The sequence below is a fragment of the Salinibacterium sp. NK8237 genome (assembly GCF_015864955.1).
Taxonomy (GTDB): domain Bacteria; phylum Actinomycetota; class Actinomycetes; order Actinomycetales; family Microbacteriaceae; genus Rhodoglobus.
The window spans coordinates 1,113,118-1,130,344 of the sequence record NZ_JADYWE010000001.1 but is presented as its reverse complement, the minus strand read 5'-3'; the positions used below and the strand labels follow the sequence as shown (position 1 = coordinate 1,130,344).

The following is a 17,227-nucleotide window of genomic DNA, read 5'->3' as shown; positions in this document are numbered from 1 at the left end:
CGGTGCTGGCGGTAGGCTTAGTCAAACATGAGCACGCCACGCACTTCTTCATCAGCCTCGTCTTCTCAAGCATTTCCTTGGGCGGGGCTCTTCACCCTCTCGGCACTGATCTTCACCTCGGTCACCAGCGAATGGTTGCCCACCGGTTTGTTGCCTGAGATTGCCGCCGAGTTGGCGGTATCGGAGTCGCAGGTCGGGCTGCTCATCACGATCTTTGCGGCGACTGTCGTTATCTCCACGGCACCGCTGGCTGCCCTCACCCGCAACCAGCCGCGCAAGAAGCTCGTCATCATCGTTCTTGTTGTGTTTGTGATCGGCAATTTGCTCGCCGCCGCCGCGCCCAACTATGCGGTGCTCGTCATTGCTCGCATCATTGGTGGCCTTTCCCACGGACTGTTCTGGGCCGTGGTCGGTGCCTACTCTGCTCACCTCGTTCCGCCGCACCAGGTTGGTCGAGCCGTTGCCGTCACAAGCGCGGGTGCTACCGCCGCCTTCGTTCTCGGAGTGCCCGTGGGAACCGCTCTCGGTCACGCCCTCGGCTGGCGCCTCGCTTTCGTCGTGATCGCGATCATCATCGCCGCCCTCACCATCATGGTCGTGCGGATACTGCCGCCTGTCGATCACCAGCAGCCCCTCGCCACTGGCGAAATCTCGATCCCACTGCGAAAAGACCGGTCAGTTCCCGGCGTGATTTACGTGTGCATCCTGGTGGCTCTAGTGATGCTCGGCCACAACCTCTTCTACACCTACATCGTTCCGTACCTGATTGGCCCCGCAGGAATCGACAGCGGCGCTGTCGCCGGCGTTCTCCTCATTTACGGAGCAGCCGGGGCCCTCGGTCTCGCGCTCGCGGGAATGCTCGTTGACCGCTTCCCGCGCAGCATCATTCCCGTCACGGTGGCGCTCGTTGCAATGTGCGCCGTGCTGCTGGCCCTGTTCCCTGCCGAGCCCGCCATCATGTTCGTTGCCATCGTCGTGTGGGGAACCGCCTTCGGCGGTGTTCCCGCCATGATGCAAACACGACTCTTGCAACTGGCCTCACCCCGCATGCGGGACGTCGGCTCTGCATACCTCACGACCTCGTTCAACATCGGTATCGGTGGCGGCGCACTCGTAGGCGGCATCCTTCTCGACAGCTACGGCGTCATCTCATTGCCCTACGTTGACGCCGCGATCCTCGGCGTTGCCGTTGTCTTCGCGATCATCGGTGGCGAGATGCTCAGGCGTCGGGATGCTCGGGCCGCAGCAATTCGCGACCAGCAGCCCACACCGCCCGCACCTTAAAGTCGGCATCGAGTAGCACGGCGTCGGCGGCGAATCCGGGAGCAAGCGAGCCCAGATCGCCCTCGCGTCCTATCGCCCGGGCAGGCACAGCGGTAGCCGCGGAAACAGCCTGGGGCACGCTCAGCCCGACTTCGGTGACAGCACGGCGCACCGCGGCATCCATCGTGAGAGTAGAACCGGCAATCGAGTCGCCGTCGGTGAGTCGGGCAACGCCATCGGTCACAGTCACATCGAGTGAGCCGAGAAGGTAGTGACCGTCACCCGCACACGTCGCAGACATCGCGTCGGTAATCAGTGCGATGCGACCGGGGGCCGAAGCGAACAACATTTTCACGACATCCGGATGCACGTGCACGCCGTCATTGATGACCTCGAGCGTGACACCGGGGGAGTGGAAAGCGGCAGCCACCGGACCGGGAGCGCGGTGGTGGATCTCACGCATGCCGTTGAAGGCGTGCGTCAGAATGCTCGCTCCCGCGTCAAACGCGGCGCGAGTTTCGGCGTAGGTAGCGGCAGTGTGGCCAACAGCTACGCGTACATCGGCAGCCACAAATTGGGCGACAGCGTCGGCGCCGCCGGCAAGTTCTGGGGCCAACGTGATCTGGCGCAGCGTTCCGGCGGCGGCCGCCAACAGCTGCTCGATCTCGGCCCTAGTAGGGCTGCGCAGTGTGGCCGGATTGTGTGCACCGCGAAACTCCTGATTGAGGAACGGGCCCTCAAGGTGGCTGCCCACGATGAGCGGATCGCGACGAACAAGCTCGGCGACCTCGGTCAAGCGTTCGACGAGGTACTCGTGACAATCGCCGATGAGCGAAAGAACCGAGCGGGTCGTGCCATGGCTCCGGTGGGCGGCAAGCGCCGTAGCGATGGCCTCCGGCCCGTCATCGAAAGAGACACCGTTAGCGCCATGAGAGTGGATGTCGATGAAGCCAGGAGTAAGAAAATCGCCTTCGGCGTCGGTGACGATGGTGGCGGCATCCGCGCGCTCGCGCCAGGAATCACCGCTTCCGGTGGAGGCAACGCTGTCGCCGCTGAACTCGACCCAGGCGTTGTCGCGCTGCACACCGTCGCTCACGAGCGTTGCGGAGTGGATAATACGGCGAGACATGGGGTCCATTCGGGGGAGCAGGGGCGCTCCAAAGTCGTTAATCGCGGGTGACGATGTAGTCCAAAGTCTGACAGAAATAGGGGTTTTTTCAAGGGTGCGTTAGACCACTTGGAGTGCAGGCTTGTTTCCTATCGTGCGGAAGAAGGCCACAGACTAACCGCTTGCGTTGAGCGTTCACCCGGTATCTTGGAAGTATCCACCCCGTCGCAAGGAGATCATCTGTGTCAACGTTCCTCTCGCCTCTCTCTGAGGTAGACCCTGAGATCGCTGCGGTGCTCGCTCAAGAGCTCGACCGTCAGCGCAACACTCTCGAGATGATCGCGAGTGAGAACTTCGTTCCGCGCGCTGTTCTTGAGGCGCAGGGTTCGGTTCTCACCAACAAATATGCCGAGGGTTACCCGGGGCGTCGCTACTACGGCGGCTGCGAATTTGTGGATATTGCCGAGAAGCTCGCCATCGATCGCGCCAAGAGCCTCTTCGGTTCCGCGTTCGCTAACGTTCAGCCCCACTCGGGGGCGTCGGCCAACGCCGCCGTTCTGTCGGCTATCGCTAAGCCCGGCGACCGCATCCTCGGTCTCTCGCTCGACCACGGCGGGCACCTCACTCACGGCATGCGCCTCAACTTCTCGGGCAAGCTCTACGAAGCTCACGCTTATGGTGTGAACGAAGAGACCGGCGTTCTTGATATGGCGGATGTTCGTGCCAAGGCCATTGAGGTTCAGCCGCAGGTCATCATCGCTGGGTGGTCGGCTTACTCGCGTCAGCTCGACTTTGCTGAGTTCCGTTCGATCGCCGATGAGGTTGGAGCAGTGCTCTGGGTCGACATGGCGCACTTCGCCGGACTCGTTGCCGCTGGTCTGCACCCGAACCCCGTTCCTTTTGCAGATGTCGTGTCCTCGACTGTTCACAAGACCATTGGTGGACCGCGCTCGGGCTTCATCCTCACGAACAACGTTGATATCGCCAAGAAGATCAACTCCAACGTGTTCCCCGGCCAGCAGGGCGGACCGCTCATGCACGTGATCGCCGCCAAGGCGACCGCATTCATGCTTGCGGCATCCGACGACTTCAAGGACCGCCAGGAGCGCACCCTTCGCGGCGCCAAGCTTCTTGCTGAGCGACTCGTTCACGACGACATGACTGAGCTCGGCATTGACGTACTCACGGGAGGCACCGACGTGCACCTCGTGCTCGTCGACCTGCGCAAGTCAGAACTCAACGGTCAAGAAGCCGAAGACCTGCTGCACTCGGTTGACATCACCGTCAACCGCAACGCTGTTCCTGCCGACCCGCGCCCGCCGATGGTGACCTCGGGTCTCCGCATCGGAACGCCAGCGTTGGCCACCCGCGGATTCGGTGACGCCGAATTCACCGAGGTTGCCGACATCATCGCCGAAACTCTCAAGCCCGGCGCCGACATTACCGCGTTGCAGCTTCGTGCCCGCGCGCTCGCCGATGCCTTCCCGCTCTATGAAGGACTCGAGAGCCCCGGTAGCTGGGCCTAAACAGGCCATAGTCGGGGTCGAAAACGACCACCGTTAGAGAGCCCGCTTCTGTGTGAACACGGAGGCGGGCTCTTTAGCGTTTAATGGACAGGGCAGTTGTAGGTGGCCGATCAGCGCATGGGCCCGATTCGAACGGAAAACGATGACCGCAGTAAAGCTTGATGGTGTCGCTACGGCCACCGCCGTAAAGAACGAACTGCGCGTGCGCGTGGATGCCCTGAAGGCTCGCGGCATCACTCCGGGCCTCGGCACCCTTCTCGTGGGCGACGACCCCGGAAGCCGTTCCTATGTCGCCGGCAAGCACCGCGACTGTGCCGAAGTGGGCATCGAATCTATTCGCGTCGATCTGCCGGCCACGGCATCCGCTGACGAAGTTCGGGATGCCATTGTTGCGTTGAACGAAAACCCTGCCGTCACCGGTTACATCATTCAGCTGCCGCTGCCCGCCGGTCTCGATGAGAACGCGATGCTCGAACTCATGGACCCCGCCAAAGATGCGGATGGGCTGCACCCCACCAACCTCGGTCGTCTCGTGCTTGGCGTGGGCACGAAGCTCGATTCGCCGCTGCCCTGCACCCCGGCCGGAATCGTCGAAATGCTCGAACGCTACGACGTTCCCATCGCGGGCAAGCACGTTGTCGTTGTCGGTCGCGGCCTCACTGTCGGCCGCCCGATTGGCCTGCTCCTCACCCGCAAGGGACTGGATGCCACGGTCACCCTCACCCATTCCCGCACGACCCAGTTGGAGACCCACGTTCGCCAAGCGGACATCGTGGTTGCTGCTGTCGGCTCTGCTGGCCTTATTCGCCCCGAGTGGATCAAGCCGGGAGCAGCTGTTCTCGATGTCGGAATCACTCGCGTCATCGACGAAGAAACCGGCAAGGGCCGCCTCGTCGGAGACGTTGACCCCGGCGTTGCTGACGTCGCCGGCTACCTCTCGCCCATGCCGGGCGGCGTTGGCCCGATGACTCGCGCGATGCTCGTGAAGAACGTCGTCGACGCGGCCGAACGGCTCTAACGGTGGCAGCGAAAGGCTCGGCGCCGCACCAGGGCGGCGCCGCTAAGCGCACCCCGCGCAAGCGTCGCTTTCCGTGGGCTCAGGTCTGGGTCTGGACCGGCACGATTGTGGCGATCGGCTTCGCCGTCGCGCTCGTGCTCAAGATCGTGAGCGAATAGGGCCTAGCGAATAGCCGCTGGCACCGAGCGCGTCGCGAAGAGTAGCTACGCGGTTCCCGCTAGCGGTCGCGTAGTGCTCCGAGCGAGGGCAGCACCTCGGTGACGGTCGGCTGGCCCAGGGCATGCTCGGCGAAGGCGCCATCGAGAGCAACGCGCACGCGCGATGCGGTGTCGGTGTCGACGAGGGCAACGGCCACTCCGCTAAACGGGCGGCCGAGCATCCGTGCTCCTAATGCTCCGGATGCCAGAGCGGTTTCTACGGCGAGGTCAATTTCGGTGGTGGAGATTCCGTAGTCGTCACGCAGGCTCGCCTGCGACGCGTCGAGTAGCGCGCCCAAGAGCCGCGGGGTCTCATCGCGAATGGCGAGAGCCGCGTCGCGGACCCGCTGGTTTTCGGTAATGGTGTGGAGCGTGCGACGCACTTCATCATCCGCTGTTGCGGTGTCAAGTTCGTCGGCGGTTGGCGCATCGGTGTCGATCACCAGCAGTTCAAGGCCTGCGGTTTTCCAGTCGAGAGGGAGTGGCTCGGGGCGGGTTTCGCCTTCGAGCCGCACGAGGGCGTGGTCGTCGAGCGCAAAGACGCTCGCGGCAACGTCGGGGTGCTCGGGCAGGTGGGCGATGTGTTCGCCCAGGCTCCACAGATCGGTGAGCGCAAGCGCAAGCGCGGCCTCCAGCGCCGACGACGACCCCATGCCAGCGCCGACGGGAATGGTCGTGTCGATGAAGACGTCGACACCACTCAGGGCGCTCGGATCAGCGGATGACGCCATCACTTCGTGCACAATGGTCAGCGCACTGCGGCTCCAGCCTTCTACCGCGGTCGTGGCTAGCTCGTCGAGATCCACCGTGACCATTTCGTCGACGAGAGCGCTCGCGATGCGCACGGTGCGGTCAGGGCTGGGGCCGGCGGCGAGCACGGTGCGGCGGTTGATCGCGATGGCGAGTTCGGCATCCGTCTCGGGGCTATCGGGAGTGCCGAGCAGCGTGAGGCGACCGGGGGCCGACCAGACGCCGGCGGCGGGGTGACCGAACACGGCCTCGAAGTCATAAAGAACGTCATCGCGAATATCTGACATGGCTGCTTCCTTCGTTGTTGCGTCTGCGCCGATAAGCTGTTGCGGTGAGCACGCCTACCGGAACCCAGTACATCATTTCTCGCGACACTGAGCAGGGCGAGGCGCGAGCGACGATCACGGAACTTGCTGCGTCATTGCGGGAGTTCAGCATTGGCGGTGTTGATCTCGTGGAATCCTACGCTGAGACTGCGATGCCACCGTTTGCCGACGGCATCGTGTTGGTGCCGTGGCCGAACCGCATCGAAGACGGCACGTGGATGCTCGAAGGCGAACCACAACACCTCGACATCACCGAACGCGATCGCAACAACGCGATCCACGGTTTGTTGCGCAACACGGGCTACTCGCTCGTCGAGCGCACCGAAAGCTCAGTCACACTCGAGGCAACAGTGTTCCCGCAGCATGGCTACCCGTTTCACCTGCACACCACGGTGCGTTACGAACTCGTCGAGGACGGTCTGCGCGTCAGCCACACCGCCACGAACCTGTCGGATGCCGCAGCCCCGTACGCGCTCGGAACGCACCCCTTCTTCAAGATCGGTGACACTCCCATCGCGGAGCTGACTCTCACGATGACCGCCGCCACTCGCTTCGAATCGAACGAGCGCAACATCCCGACTAACGAAGTCGCTGTTTCCGGTACCGGGTTTGATCTCAGCGGTGGTCGCCTCGTCGGAGAGCTCGATCTCGACACGGCGTTCGGCGGTATTGAGGTTGTCAACGGTGTTGCTGCACGCCTCACCGCGCCAGACGGTCGCGAAATTCGCGTCACCGTTGATGACAAGTTCGACTTCGTACAGCTGTTCACGCCCCGCAACTTCCCGACCCTCACCGGCGTCGGCCAGGTTGTCGCCATCGAACCGATGACGGCTGCGCCCAACGCGTTCAACACCGGCCGCGGACTGCTGTGGCTGGAGCCCGGCGTTGAGTTCGCGGCGAGTTGGGGTGTCGAGTACTCAGCATGACCGTGACAGAACCGAGCTCCGCCCCGAGCGCCCGCGAAGTGCGACGGTGGCGACGCTATCTTGCTGCCGAACGAGCCGAAGCTGCCGTCTATCGAGATCTGGCATCCCGGCGCACCGGCGAAGAGCGCGAGATTCTCCTTGCGCTCGCCGCTGCCGAAAAACGCCACGAGAACCACTGGCTGATCCTGCTGGGGGAGCACGCCGGCCGTCCACGCCCGACTGACCCCCGCACGCGGATGCTCGGCTTCTTGGCCCGACGCTTTGGTTCCGTCTTCGTGCTCGCCCTTGCTCAGCGCGCTGAGTCACGTTCGCCGTATTTGGATGACGCCGACGCGACCGACACGATGGCCGCCGACGAAGCCGTGCACGAGGAAGTGGTTCGCGCTCTCGCTACCCGTGGGCGCCAACGCCTCTCGGGAACGTTCCGCGCCGCCGTGTTCGGAGCAAACGATGGGCTCGTCTCCAACCTCGCCCTCGTACTCGGTATGAGTGCTGCTGGCCTTCCGAACGCTGTCGTGCTGCTCTCTGGCGTCGCCGGGCTTCTCGCCGGAGCGCTTTCGATGGCTGCCGGTGAATACGTGTCAGTGCGTTCCCAACTGGAGCTTGAACAAGCGGCAGCGCACGGTCCGGTCGCCACCGACTCCGTCACCCACCTCGACGTCGACGAAAACGAACTCGCCCTCGTCTACCGCGCACGCGGCATGTCCGCCCAGGAGGCCGAGCTGCACGCCGCCGAAGTGCTCGCTGGTCGCCAGACGGATGCCGTGGCAGCGACCGCAGAGCACAATCCGATTGGTTCCGCGTTGGGGGCTGCGGCATCCAGTTTCTGCTTCTTTGCTTCGGGCGCTGTTATCCCGGTGCTGCCTTATCTCTTTGGCGCAGAAGGTCTCACTGCGGTGGTGATCGCCTCGGTGCTGGTGGGAATCGCCCTTCTCGTTACCGGCTCGATCGTCGGGTTGCTCTCCGGCGCCTCACCGCTCAAGCGCGCGCTGCGTCAGCTCGGTATTGGTTTCGGCGCTGCTGCGGCAACGTACCTCCTCGGGCTCCTCTTCGGCGTAAACTTGAGCTAATATTCGAGTATCCCTCCGCTCTTGTGTGGCATTGGAGCGCCGTGCAAGACGGTCTTACGTGATCTCCTGTGCGTGGGGCAGTGATGCGGCCGCAGCAGACGCGAACCGGTGTCGAGCGCTCGGACGATGTGAAAGGTGAAAGTGCCACGATGGCCGATGATCTGCAGATAGATACCGTTGCGGTGTCCGATATTGCCGTGTTACTCAGCCATCTCGCCGATGCGGTGCCGGACAACCTCTCTATCGACGCGAGTGACTCGTGTAGCGCCGCGATTGTCTCTGCAATCGAAGACGTCAACATGTGGGCCCGAGTGGCTGCGCAAGGCGTTGAAGCCAGGATTGGTGCTGCCGGGCTGAGCGCCAGCATGGCGGCTGCCGCTTTCGAGCAGGCGGATGCTGACCTTGCGTCGGCGGCTAAGGGATAGCCGTGCCGCAGTGGGAATGGTCAAATCCGGCGCAGGGCAGCGCTAGCGGGTTAGCGGCTGGCGCCTCCGCTCTGCTTCTCTCAGAAGCCAAGTTCGCGGAGAGTCGCCGGGCAACGATCGGATTCGTCTCCTCGATCAGCGAGGCAGTGTGGAGCGGCGAATCAGGCGAAGCGTGGCGGAGTACCACTCGTATCTCCGCTAACTCATCGCTGGCGATCGAGCAGACCTTGGGCGATATCGCAGCGGCTATTAGCACCTACGTCGATGATTTTGGACGCATCAAAGCGCAGACCAGAGACGCGCAAGAAGTGCTCGTTCAAGCCCAGAACGTGGTGTGGTCGCTGCCGGAAGAATCCTTCCTGAACATTCCAGGCCGAGTCGAGGAGGCTTGGGAGCGAGTGCGCGCAGTCGAAGCCAGCACTGAAGCGGCGTACAACATCATGGTTCTCGCGCGGCAACGACAGGATGCTGAAGACGCCCTCATCTCTGCGTTAGCGAGTGCGGTCCCGGCGTCGTGGCCGCTGATTCGCGCTCAGTTCGAGCGAGTGGGAATCGCTGGCGTTCACGATCTTGAGTCAGAGGAGATCGCGGATGCGATGAAGGGCCTTGCCGAGGAGTACCTCTCGTCAGGTTCTTCGGAGGAGCAGCGAGAAGCTCTTGCTGAGCTGATGGCAGCGTACGGCTCCGATGAGCAGGTCATGTCATCGTTCTTTCAGAAGCTTGGCGGTGCTCAGGCGGTGAGTCTCATCGATCGACTTGGCCAAGATTTTTCGTTGGAGTCACGGGGGAACCCCGAAATGCCGCCTCAGAGTCTGCCGTCGATTCTGCTGGCTCAGGCACTCCGTAACGGTTTATCGCTGGGATCTCAGTCGTGGTCAGCGGATGCCGCCGCTGACTTCGCGAGCACTATTTTGCAAGAGAATGTCGCGAGTGTAGATGGCGGTCCAGCCTGGACAAATGTCAATGGCGCCATCGCCTTCTTGTTCTCTGATTCGGCAGAGGCGCCGATGGGCTCTCAGCTTTCGCTGGCTGTTGCAAACGAAATCGATGTCATGGAACGCGAAAATGGGTTCTTCCTCAGCGATTCAGAATCACCCCTTCAGGCAGGGGTTTTGCAGATGATGATCGCTGAGGACTTGCGCTCTGAAGGTTTCAACGACCTAAGCGCGGATGAAGCTCTTTCCACTTCCATGCTTGACGGTGCGGATCGCGTCTTTGAGACTCTGGGATTGTATCCGGAGCAGGCGTTCGACTTTCTTGCCGACGCCGGTCAGGGCGACGCTCGCATTGGGTACTGGTTCGGCGAACGAGATTGGGCATCCCCGACAGGCTTCGACGGGGTCGCTGCGTTGTGGTTTGGGGCGGCCCAGGTAGAAGGCGGCCCGAATGTGAACTTCGACTACGACGGCACAGAGGGTGGCGTAGGGCAACAGGAAGCTTCGATGACCGCCCAGATCATAAGAGAGTTGGCGGCTAACCCTGTGTTTGGTGTTGAGAAACTCACGGATGAAGCAGCAATAGATCTCGCCGGGGCTCTTTCGCTGCACCTCGATGGTTTCGCTGCAGCAGAAGCCGAGGGGGCAGTTGTGCCTCGTGTTCCTGGTCAGCAATTCATGACGTGGGAGACTTCTGGCGGTGAGTATCGCTCGGGGCCCAATATCGATCTAAATCAGCTGGGCGAGGTCTTGGGACAGGTGGCGGGCAACCCCAGCGGCGCTGTCGTGCTTCGCAGCGCTGCTCTTCAGCTGTCCGAAGGCTACTTCGACGCGTTGAGCCCAAACAGCTCTATGGAAGACATTCAGAGCGCGATGGTTCGATCGAACGTCGTGAGCGGTTTGATCGACGGAGGCGGGGCGGGGGCGCTCATCGGGGCGGCTGAACGCAGCGACCTAGAGCTCCAGACGGAGATCTCCAGTGCGGGGGATGCCGCCAGTCTGGTGCTGGGCCTTCTCCCCATACCTGGCGGCAGTCTGGTTGAAGCCGGAGCTAGTGCGATCACCGACGCGATCGTGGGAGAAGCCCTTGATCGCGTGTTTTCAGATCACTCCACAGCGGCAGCATTAGTTAGAGACGCCGATCTGCTCCGTGGAGAGGCGCTTATCCACGCCGAATTCGCGAACGCAGTCGCGCTTCACGACATTCTCGGCACGGACAGGGTGGGCGGCTATCCGCGCTTCAGCGGCGCGGCAGAAGAAGAACAAAGCTGGCTCGCCGGATTTTACCAATCGGGCGGTGTCGCAGAGGAGTTCAGAACTGACGGCTGGATTGTTCGATATGAGCAGGCGTATGCGGCAGCTCAGGGCGATGCGAACGAAGGAATTTACTAGTGAAGATCTGTGTGCCTGTCGTTGTTGTGTTGGCGTTTGCGGTAACGCTCACCAGTTGCGTCGCCGAGCCGGAGCCGGAGCGGGTGTGGCCAACGGTGTTCGAGACTCCGGACATCGTGTACTCGGTCGAGCCGGTATCGGATTTGGTCGACGACGAGTGGGTTCAGGCTGCTCAAGCTTCGGCCCTCGGCGTTGACCTAGCGGTAAGCCTCGGTGATTTCAGTATCGAACAATTCACCGCGACTCGTACGAGGGAAACTGCCGAAGATCAGTACTTGGGGTGGCGAAGCGAGTACACGAGTACTGATGACGGTCTGGCTCCGCCGCACTACAAGGGACCCCGGGTGCTGTTGCCGCTCTCTGTCGAGATGACGGGCGAGAACACAGCAACCGTGCGATTCTGTGACGCAACGACAGAGAGCGAAATCTATTCCCCTGAAGACATTGCGGATGGCCGGGAGTTTGAGGTTCGTTTGGTGCGAGTAGATTCGCGGATACTGGAGGTCCTTACGGTCCCCTCGGCGATCAAGTGCGATGCGACCGGGGCGGGTGTGGGCGTTTATGATCCGCAGTTCGCGCCGTTGGAGCCGATGGAGGCCGCTGATGTCTCGCCGCCTTATGAGGATCTCTGGTACACCCCTAGGCCTCGGGAGTAGTGCCGTGCCCGCGCGTTGCGCGGCTCTAACTGATGCAAACGAAGGAATTTGCTAGTGAAGATTTGTGTGCCCGTAGTCGTGGTGTTGGCGCTTGCCGCAACGCTCTCCAGTTGTGTTGCGGAGCCTGAGGCAGAGCGGGTCTGGCCGACAGTGTTCGAGACTCCGGACGTTGTGTATTCGGTCGAGCCGGTATCGGATTTGGTCGACGACGAGTGGGTGCAAGCTGCTCAAGCCTCGGCGTTGGGGTATCACCTAGCTTTGAATCTCGGCGATTTCAGTATCGAACAGTTCACCGCTACCCGTGAACCTGCAACTGCCGAAGATCAGTACTTGGGGTGGCGAAGCAAGTACACGAGCACTGATGACGGACTGGCTCCGCCGCAATATAGCGGTCCGCGGGTTCTGTTGCCGCTGTCTGTCGAGATGACGGGCGAGAACACGGCAACGGTGCGATTCTGTAACGCTACGACTGAAGACGAAATTTACACCCCTGAGATTCTCGCGGATGGCCGGGAGATATCCGTTCGCTTGGTGCGAGTAGATTCGCGGATACTTGAGGTGCTCACGGTCCCCTCGGCGATCAAGTGCGATGCAACCGGGGCGGGTGTGGGAGTTTACGATCCGCAGTTCGAGCCGTTGGAGCCTATGGAAGCTGCTGATGCGCCGCCGCCTTATGAGGATCTCTGGTACACGCCATAATGGGTCACATCGACTGTCACTAGGCTCACCTCCGAGCGTCGAACGCTAAACCACGTCAGCGATGGCCATCTCCCATAAACGGCAACCGAGGACTACGATTCGGGGTAAGCGTCGGCTAAACCCCGGAGGTTGTCATGGCTTCAGCACTCATCGTGGTAGATGTGCAGCAAGGTTTCGATGATGCTGCTTACTGGGGGCCACGCAACAACCCTGACTGCGAGTCGAATATCGGTGTTCTGATCGGCCACTGGCGCCGCGAAGGCTGGCCGATCGTCTATGTACGGCACGATTCCAACGACGACACATCGCCGCTGCATCCGAGTTCGCCAGGCAATGCCTTCAAAGAGCTACTTTCGGGCACCCCCGATCTGCTCGTCACCAAGAGCGTGAATTCGAGTTTTCATGGCAGCCCCAACCTCGACGAGTGGCTGAAAGCATCCGTTATTGATTCGATTGTGGTGTGCGGCATCACCACCAATCACTGCTGCGAAACGACCGCGCGGGTGGGCGGCAACCTCGGCTACGACGTCACATTTGTGGTGGATGCCACCCACACGTTCGACCGCGAGGGCCCGTTTGGCGAAGAAGTAACCGCCGCCGAGCTGTCGCGCATCACGGGAGTGAACCTGCACGATGAGTTCGCTCAGGTAGTGCTGACCCGTGACCTCGTGGGCGGAAATGCGGGATTCAGCGGCGTCGTGCTCTAGAGCAGCGCGCTATTGCGACCAATCGCAAACCAGATCAGTGGTCCGAGGAATGGTGCGACCAGAATCACGATGAGCCACAGGAGTTTGGTATTCGTGGGCATAGTGGAGCGGTAAATCTGCAGCAACGCCACGGCGATTAGGGCCACGTAGGCGACGATCGCGAGAATACCGATCACGTTCCACAAGACAACTTCAGACATGAAAGCCTCCCGATAGGCTGTTCGACCGCGTGGAAGCGGATACGTCAACTGTAGCGAGCATCGCTCATTAATCAAGCGAGGGCTGAGCGTAGGGTCGGCAGCATGTAGTTCGGCGTTGCCGGGCGCAATCCGACCGATTCTCAGCGGGTCAGGCTACTCTCAGAGAAGCTAAAGGCACGCCGATTTTCGGTCGCTTGGCAGCTCACTCACGCTATAACGACGGGGCCCCCATGATTGACCATGTTTCTTCTCCTGCGGTAATGAACCGCGACGATGTTGTTCTGCACGATGGACTCCTCGCGCTCAGCAATGACACTCTGACGCCGCGCGAAGCGGTGCGAGATGACCTGCTGTTTATTCGCGGCATTCTTGATGATGCTGAGATTCCGTTTCTGCTCGTACGCGGCGACGGCGAGACCCCGGTTATTGCGGTCGACTGGAAGGATCGCAAGGCGCTGAAGAACGCGTTGGTCACGGCCTGCCAGAACGAGCCCTTTTATGTGAAGCCGGCGCGCATCAAGGAGAACGGCAAGCCCGTCGCTTCGGATGAGCGCGATAGCCCCGTGCTGGTGGCCGATGGTGTGCTGGTCTCGTCGATCAAGGCAAAAGCGATGATGCTGTTTCGGCCTCGAGTCGAGCCCGCGGGCCGTCTGCGTTTCGATGCGCCATTCGGAGTGCGCCTTGAGCTGTGGGAACACGTGCGCAACGAGGTTGTCGCGCCGAACCCGAACGCGCTCATGCGCCGCTGGGTGCCGCGCAGCGAAGCCATCGACGACACCGTTGAGTTCTATGGGCAGTCGTGGCCGACGCTGAAGGGCATGTTCGAGCCACTGGCTAGCGACATCCAGTTCGACATCGACATTGTGTTCTCGTGGGTTGATGGTGCCGCGGTCGAGTGGCAAAAGGCGCGCGCCGCCCGCATGGCGAACTTCATCGTGGGCGAGGGCGACGACTCTGAGGCGCGCTACCGGCAGTTGGATGAGCTCAAGTACGCGCTTCGTTCAGTGCACTTGTTCGCGCCGTGGATTCGCAACATTTATATTGCTACTGATTCTCCGCGACCGGCCTGGTTGGCCGAACATCCGCGGGTCACGTTGATGCGCAGCGAAGACTTCTTCGCGAACCACGACGACCTGCCAACGCACAACTCGCATGCGGTCGAGAGCCAGCTGCACAACATCCCGGGCCTCAGCGAACATTTCTTGTATTCCAACGACGACATGTTCTTCGGTCGCTCGGTAAGCCCCTCGGCGTTCTTCACCCCTGGCGGCATCTCGAAGTTCATCGAGGCACGAACCCGCATCGGTTTGGGCGAGAGCAGCATTGAGCGCTCCGGCTTCGAGAATGCGGCGCGGGTGAACCGTCGACTACTTCAAGAGAAGTTCGGCGCGACGATCACTCGCCACCTGGAGCATGCGGCGACCCCGCTGCGCATCTCGGTGATGAAGGAACTCGAGCAGACTTTTCCAGAAGACTTCAAGCGCACGAGTGCGAGCGCCTTCCGCCAAGCCACAGACGTGTCTGTCACGAACTCGCTGTACCACTACTTCGCATTGCTAAGCGGCAAGGCAATGATTCAGTCGGATGCCAAGGTCAAGTACGTCGACACAACGTCGCTTGAGGGCCTGCGCAAGATGCGCTCGCTGCTGCGCAAGCGCACGAGCGACTTCTTCTGCCTCAATGACGGCAGCTTCCCGGAGATCTCGGTTGAGGACCGTGCGGCCGCAGTCGGCTCATTTCTTGACGAGTACTACCCGGTGGCAGCGCCGTGGGAATTGCCCGAGCCCGAGTAGCGGCTGGCCGCTGGCGGCCAGCGGTTGACGCGTGGTGCCCTATGCCGCGACGGTGATTGCTGAGATTGTGTTTGTGGCCAAGTCACTCTGAGTGTCATCGGCGACGGTACCGGGCGCAGCGTCAGCGGTGCTGTCAGTGGTGACGCTAGCCGTGACGTGCGGGTTTACTGCGGGGGCGATGGTGATGCCCTCCTTGACCAGAATTGCAGCGGTCTCTTCTGGAGTCACATAGGCGAGACTGCCGTAGTCGCCAAGCGGTACCACCGAGTGCAAGACGGTGTCGTCATACACGTGCACCAGGTTGAACGATTGGGCGCCATCGCGGCCACGACTGCCGCCTACGGCCACGTTGAGGTCTTGCGTGTAGCAGGTTGCCGAGGCAACAGACACGGGGATGCCGGCAAAGGTTGCCGCCGTGGAGTAGTGCAGGTGGCCGGCGATGATACTGCGGATGTCGCTGCCACGAATAACAGCCGCCAGCTCTTTCTGGCCGCGCAATTCGACGGTGACCGCAAGGTCAAGCACGGCGGGTACCGGCGGGTGGTGCATGGCGAGAATCGTGCCGTGGGGCGCTGGGGTGGCAAGCACATTCTGTAACCACAGCAGCTGGGCATCCGTGACATGACCGTAGTGGTGGTCGAGAACGGTGGAGTCAAGCGAGATGATGCGAAGCCCATTGATGTCGATGACTCGGTCGATGGGGTCTTCAGAGGCGGCCTCGTCGAGCAGGTGTGCGTTGAACGCGGAGCGGTTGTCGTGGTTGCCCATGACCCACACCACACGAGCGCCGAGGCGTTCTGCTGCAGGTTCGACGATGTCGCGAATAGCGCGGTAGGCCACCGGGTCGCCCTTGTCGGCGATGTCGCCGGTGAAGACAATTGCTTCCGGACGGGAGTTGGATGCCTCGAGTTCGGCAAACAATTGCCGGAGCTTGGCCTCGCTGTCGAGGGAGTCGTAGAGCTTCCCCCCGTTTGCCAAGAAGTGAGTGTCACTCAGATGCAAAACGAAATGGTCGGGCCGTGGATACTGCGACGCGTAGCCGGTCATAGGGGTAGTCCAACACTTCAACATGGATGCGAGGTGAACATACTGCGGCAAGTTGCGGGGCGGTACAAGGGTTTTGGCGGGTCGTACCGCGGTTTGTGGCCCGGTTTGGGGGTCTCAGTGGGCGTTGGGGTACGCCGTTTCGAGGCGGAGACGGCGGATGCTGCTGCTCTCGTAGCCCTAGTTGGGGGAAGCGTCGATCGTGGTAAGCGAGATACTCTCGACTAGTGCGCTCGGGGGAGTGCGCTTTGGGGGAAAGAATGACTGAAGACGTGCACTCTGTGCCGGTAGTTTCACCGCGAGAAGCGGTGGGTGACTTGATTGATCGCCCGGCGGCGTACTCGGTCATTCAAGAACTGTTCCGCGTTCAGGCCACGATGGAGCCGCGCAGCACGCTTCGGCGATTTTTCGGCGCGCGACCCCTTCACGCGGATGCCCAGAGCTGGTTCGCCGGGGCGATTGGCGAGCTTAAGGTCGGCGAACTCCTTTCGCGACTGGGGCCGGAGTGGACTGTGTTGCATGCGGTCCCGGTGGGCACCGGCGAGAGCGATATTGACCACGTGGTCATCGGCCCGGCCGGAGTTTTCACTATCAACACGAAGCGCCACCGAGGCAAGAAAATATGGGTCGGCGACAGAATGCTCATGGTATCCGGCCAGAAGACGGATCACCTTCGCAATTCCCGTCATGAGGCCAAACGGGCAGCCAAGCTATTGACGAAGGCCACCGGTATCTCCGTTGAGGTGCACCCGGTACTGGCAATCGTGGAACCCGCATCGTTCACCTTTAGGCAGCGGCCACAGGACGTCAGCATTATGGATGCCCGCCGGCTGCCCCGCTGGTTGAAACGGCGCAGGGCGGTGTTGGCCCCTGAAGAGCTCGCGTCGATTACCGATGCCGCGACAGAGGTGCGCACGTGGCACCCGACCGCAGACCTCTCGATAGACCCCTCCTACCGTGAACGTTTTTCCGAACTTGAGCGCAAGGATCATCAGGCCTACCTAGTTCGATTGGCGTGGTCGTTTGCTATGGCCATTGCGGCGGGTGCCGTCGCAGTCTCATTCCTCACTTCGTTCACGGCAGGTTTTTGATCGTTCCGCAGGCTCCATCGAAAGCGCGGAAGTGGTCTAAGTTCTCGCCCCGAAGTGTTCGACGTTGTTACGCTGCTGTGAACCCGAAGCCTGCTTTCAGT

Annotated in this window: 17 protein-coding genes; 13 read left to right on the top strand and 4 right to left on the bottom strand. The window is 61.6% G+C overall.

Annotated features, from left to right (window positions below; translation table 11 throughout):
• Positions 1-27 precede the first annotated feature (27 nt).
• The gene (locus tag I6E56_RS05470) at positions 28-1,284 is read left to right on the top strand and encodes an MFS transporter (protein WP_197136576.1); all 1,257 of its coding nucleotides are present in this window, start codon (positions 28-30) and stop codon (positions 1,282-1,284) included.
• Here I6E56_RS05470 and nagA read toward each other — a convergent pair.
• Positions 1,220-2,392: an N-acetylglucosamine-6-phosphate deacetylase gene (nagA, locus tag I6E56_RS05465; protein ID WP_197136575.1), complete on the bottom strand. Its 1,173-nt coding sequence runs from the start codon at positions 2,390-2,392 to the stop codon at positions 1,220-1,222. The two genes, I6E56_RS05470 and nagA, sit on opposite strands and share 65 nt — an antisense overlap.
• Before the next feature lie 221 nt (positions 2,393-2,613).
• Between nagA and glyA the strand changes: the two genes are divergently transcribed.
• The 3 genes from glyA to I6E56_RS05450 all read left to right on the top strand — a co-directional run bounded on the left by glyA (position 2,614) and on the right by I6E56_RS05450 (position 5,073).
• Entirely contained in the window at positions 2,614-3,897 is a 1,284-nt protein-coding gene (gene glyA, locus I6E56_RS05460; RefSeq protein ID WP_197136574.1) for a serine hydroxymethyltransferase, read from the top strand.
• A 142-nt stretch (positions 3,898-4,039) separates the two neighbouring features.
• Positions 4,040-4,915, top strand: coding sequence for a bifunctional methylenetetrahydrofolate dehydrogenase/methenyltetrahydrofolate cyclohydrolase (locus I6E56_RS05455; protein ID WP_197136573.1), 876 nt, complete (start codon positions 4,040-4,042; stop codon positions 4,913-4,915).
• Between the two features lie 2 nt (positions 4,916-4,917).
• On the top strand, positions 4,918-5,073 hold the full coding sequence (locus tag I6E56_RS05450) for a hypothetical protein (RefSeq protein WP_197136571.1): 156 nt from the start codon (positions 4,918-4,920) through the stop codon (positions 5,071-5,073).
• A 59-nt stretch (positions 5,074-5,132) separates the two neighbouring features.
• On the opposite strand, the gene I6E56_RS05445 is transcribed toward I6E56_RS05450, so the two are convergent.
• Positions 5,133-6,149 carry a galactokinase family protein gene (locus I6E56_RS05445; protein WP_197136569.1) on the bottom strand — a complete coding sequence of 339 codons (1,017 nt, stop codon included), beginning with the start codon at positions 6,147-6,149 and terminating at the stop codon, positions 5,133-5,135.
• A gap of 44 nt (positions 6,150-6,193) precedes the next feature.
• On the opposite strand from I6E56_RS05445, the gene I6E56_RS05440 reads away from it, so the two are divergent.
• The 7 genes from I6E56_RS05440 (at position 6,194) to I6E56_RS05410 (ending at position 12,998) form a co-directional block, all read left to right on the top strand.
• Positions 6,194-7,114: an aldose 1-epimerase family protein gene (locus tag I6E56_RS05440; protein WP_197136567.1), complete on the top strand. Its 921-nt coding sequence runs from the start codon at positions 6,194-6,196 to the stop codon at positions 7,112-7,114.
• On the top strand, positions 7,111-8,184 hold the full coding sequence (locus I6E56_RS05435) for a VIT1/CCC1 family protein (protein ID WP_197136565.1): 1,074 nt from the start codon (positions 7,111-7,113) through the stop codon (positions 8,182-8,184). Before I6E56_RS05440 ends, I6E56_RS05435 begins: the two co-directional genes overlap by 4 nt.
• Before the next feature lie 149 nt (positions 8,185-8,333).
• Entirely contained in the window at positions 8,334-8,609 is a 276-nt protein-coding gene (locus I6E56_RS05430) for a hypothetical protein (RefSeq protein ID WP_197136563.1), read from the top strand.
• A 2-nt stretch (positions 8,610-8,611) separates the two neighbouring features.
• The gene (locus tag I6E56_RS05425; RefSeq protein WP_197136561.1) at positions 8,612-10,936 is read left to right on the top strand and encodes a hypothetical protein; all 2,325 of its coding nucleotides are present in this window, start codon (positions 8,612-8,614) and stop codon (positions 10,934-10,936) included.
• On the top strand, positions 10,936-11,592 hold the full coding sequence (locus tag I6E56_RS05420) for a hypothetical protein (RefSeq protein ID WP_197136560.1): 657 nt from the start codon (positions 10,936-10,938) through the stop codon (positions 11,590-11,592). The genes I6E56_RS05425 and I6E56_RS05420 overlap by 1 nt, the downstream gene beginning before the upstream one ends.
• A gap of 54 nt (positions 11,593-11,646) precedes the next feature.
• Positions 11,647-12,291: a hypothetical protein gene (locus I6E56_RS05415; protein WP_197136559.1), complete on the top strand. Its 645-nt coding sequence runs from the start codon at positions 11,647-11,649 to the stop codon at positions 12,289-12,291.
• Positions 12,292-12,425: 134 nt separating this feature from the next.
• The gene (locus I6E56_RS05410; protein ID WP_197136558.1) at positions 12,426-12,998 is read left to right on the top strand and encodes a cysteine hydrolase family protein; all 573 of its coding nucleotides are present in this window, start codon (positions 12,426-12,428) and stop codon (positions 12,996-12,998) included.
• On the opposite strand, the gene I6E56_RS05405 is transcribed toward I6E56_RS05410, so the two are convergent.
• The gene (locus I6E56_RS05405; RefSeq protein ID WP_197136557.1) at positions 12,995-13,198 is read right to left on the bottom strand and encodes a PLDc N-terminal domain-containing protein; all 204 of its coding nucleotides are present in this window, start codon (positions 13,196-13,198) and stop codon (positions 12,995-12,997) included. The two genes, I6E56_RS05410 and I6E56_RS05405, sit on opposite strands and share 4 nt — an antisense overlap.
• A 230-nt stretch (positions 13,199-13,428) precedes the next feature.
• Between I6E56_RS05405 and I6E56_RS05400 the strand changes: the two genes are divergently transcribed.
• Positions 13,429-14,991, top strand: coding sequence for a stealth family protein (locus I6E56_RS05400; RefSeq protein WP_197136556.1), 1,563 nt, complete (start codon positions 13,429-13,431; stop codon positions 14,989-14,991).
• A 39-nt stretch (positions 14,992-15,030) separates the two neighbouring features.
• Here the strand turns inward: I6E56_RS05400 and I6E56_RS05395 are convergent, their stop codons facing one another.
• Positions 15,031-16,038 carry a phosphodiesterase gene (locus tag I6E56_RS05395; protein WP_197136555.1) on the bottom strand — a complete coding sequence of 336 codons (1,008 nt, stop codon included), beginning with the start codon at positions 16,036-16,038 and terminating at the stop codon, positions 15,031-15,033.
• 257 nt (positions 16,039-16,295) lie between these two features.
• On the opposite strand from I6E56_RS05395, the gene I6E56_RS05390 reads away from it, so the two are divergent.
• Positions 16,296-17,126, top strand: coding sequence for a nuclease-related domain-containing protein (locus I6E56_RS05390; protein WP_197136554.1), 831 nt, complete (start codon positions 16,296-16,298; stop codon positions 17,124-17,126).
• Positions 17,127-17,227 lie beyond the last annotated feature (101 nt).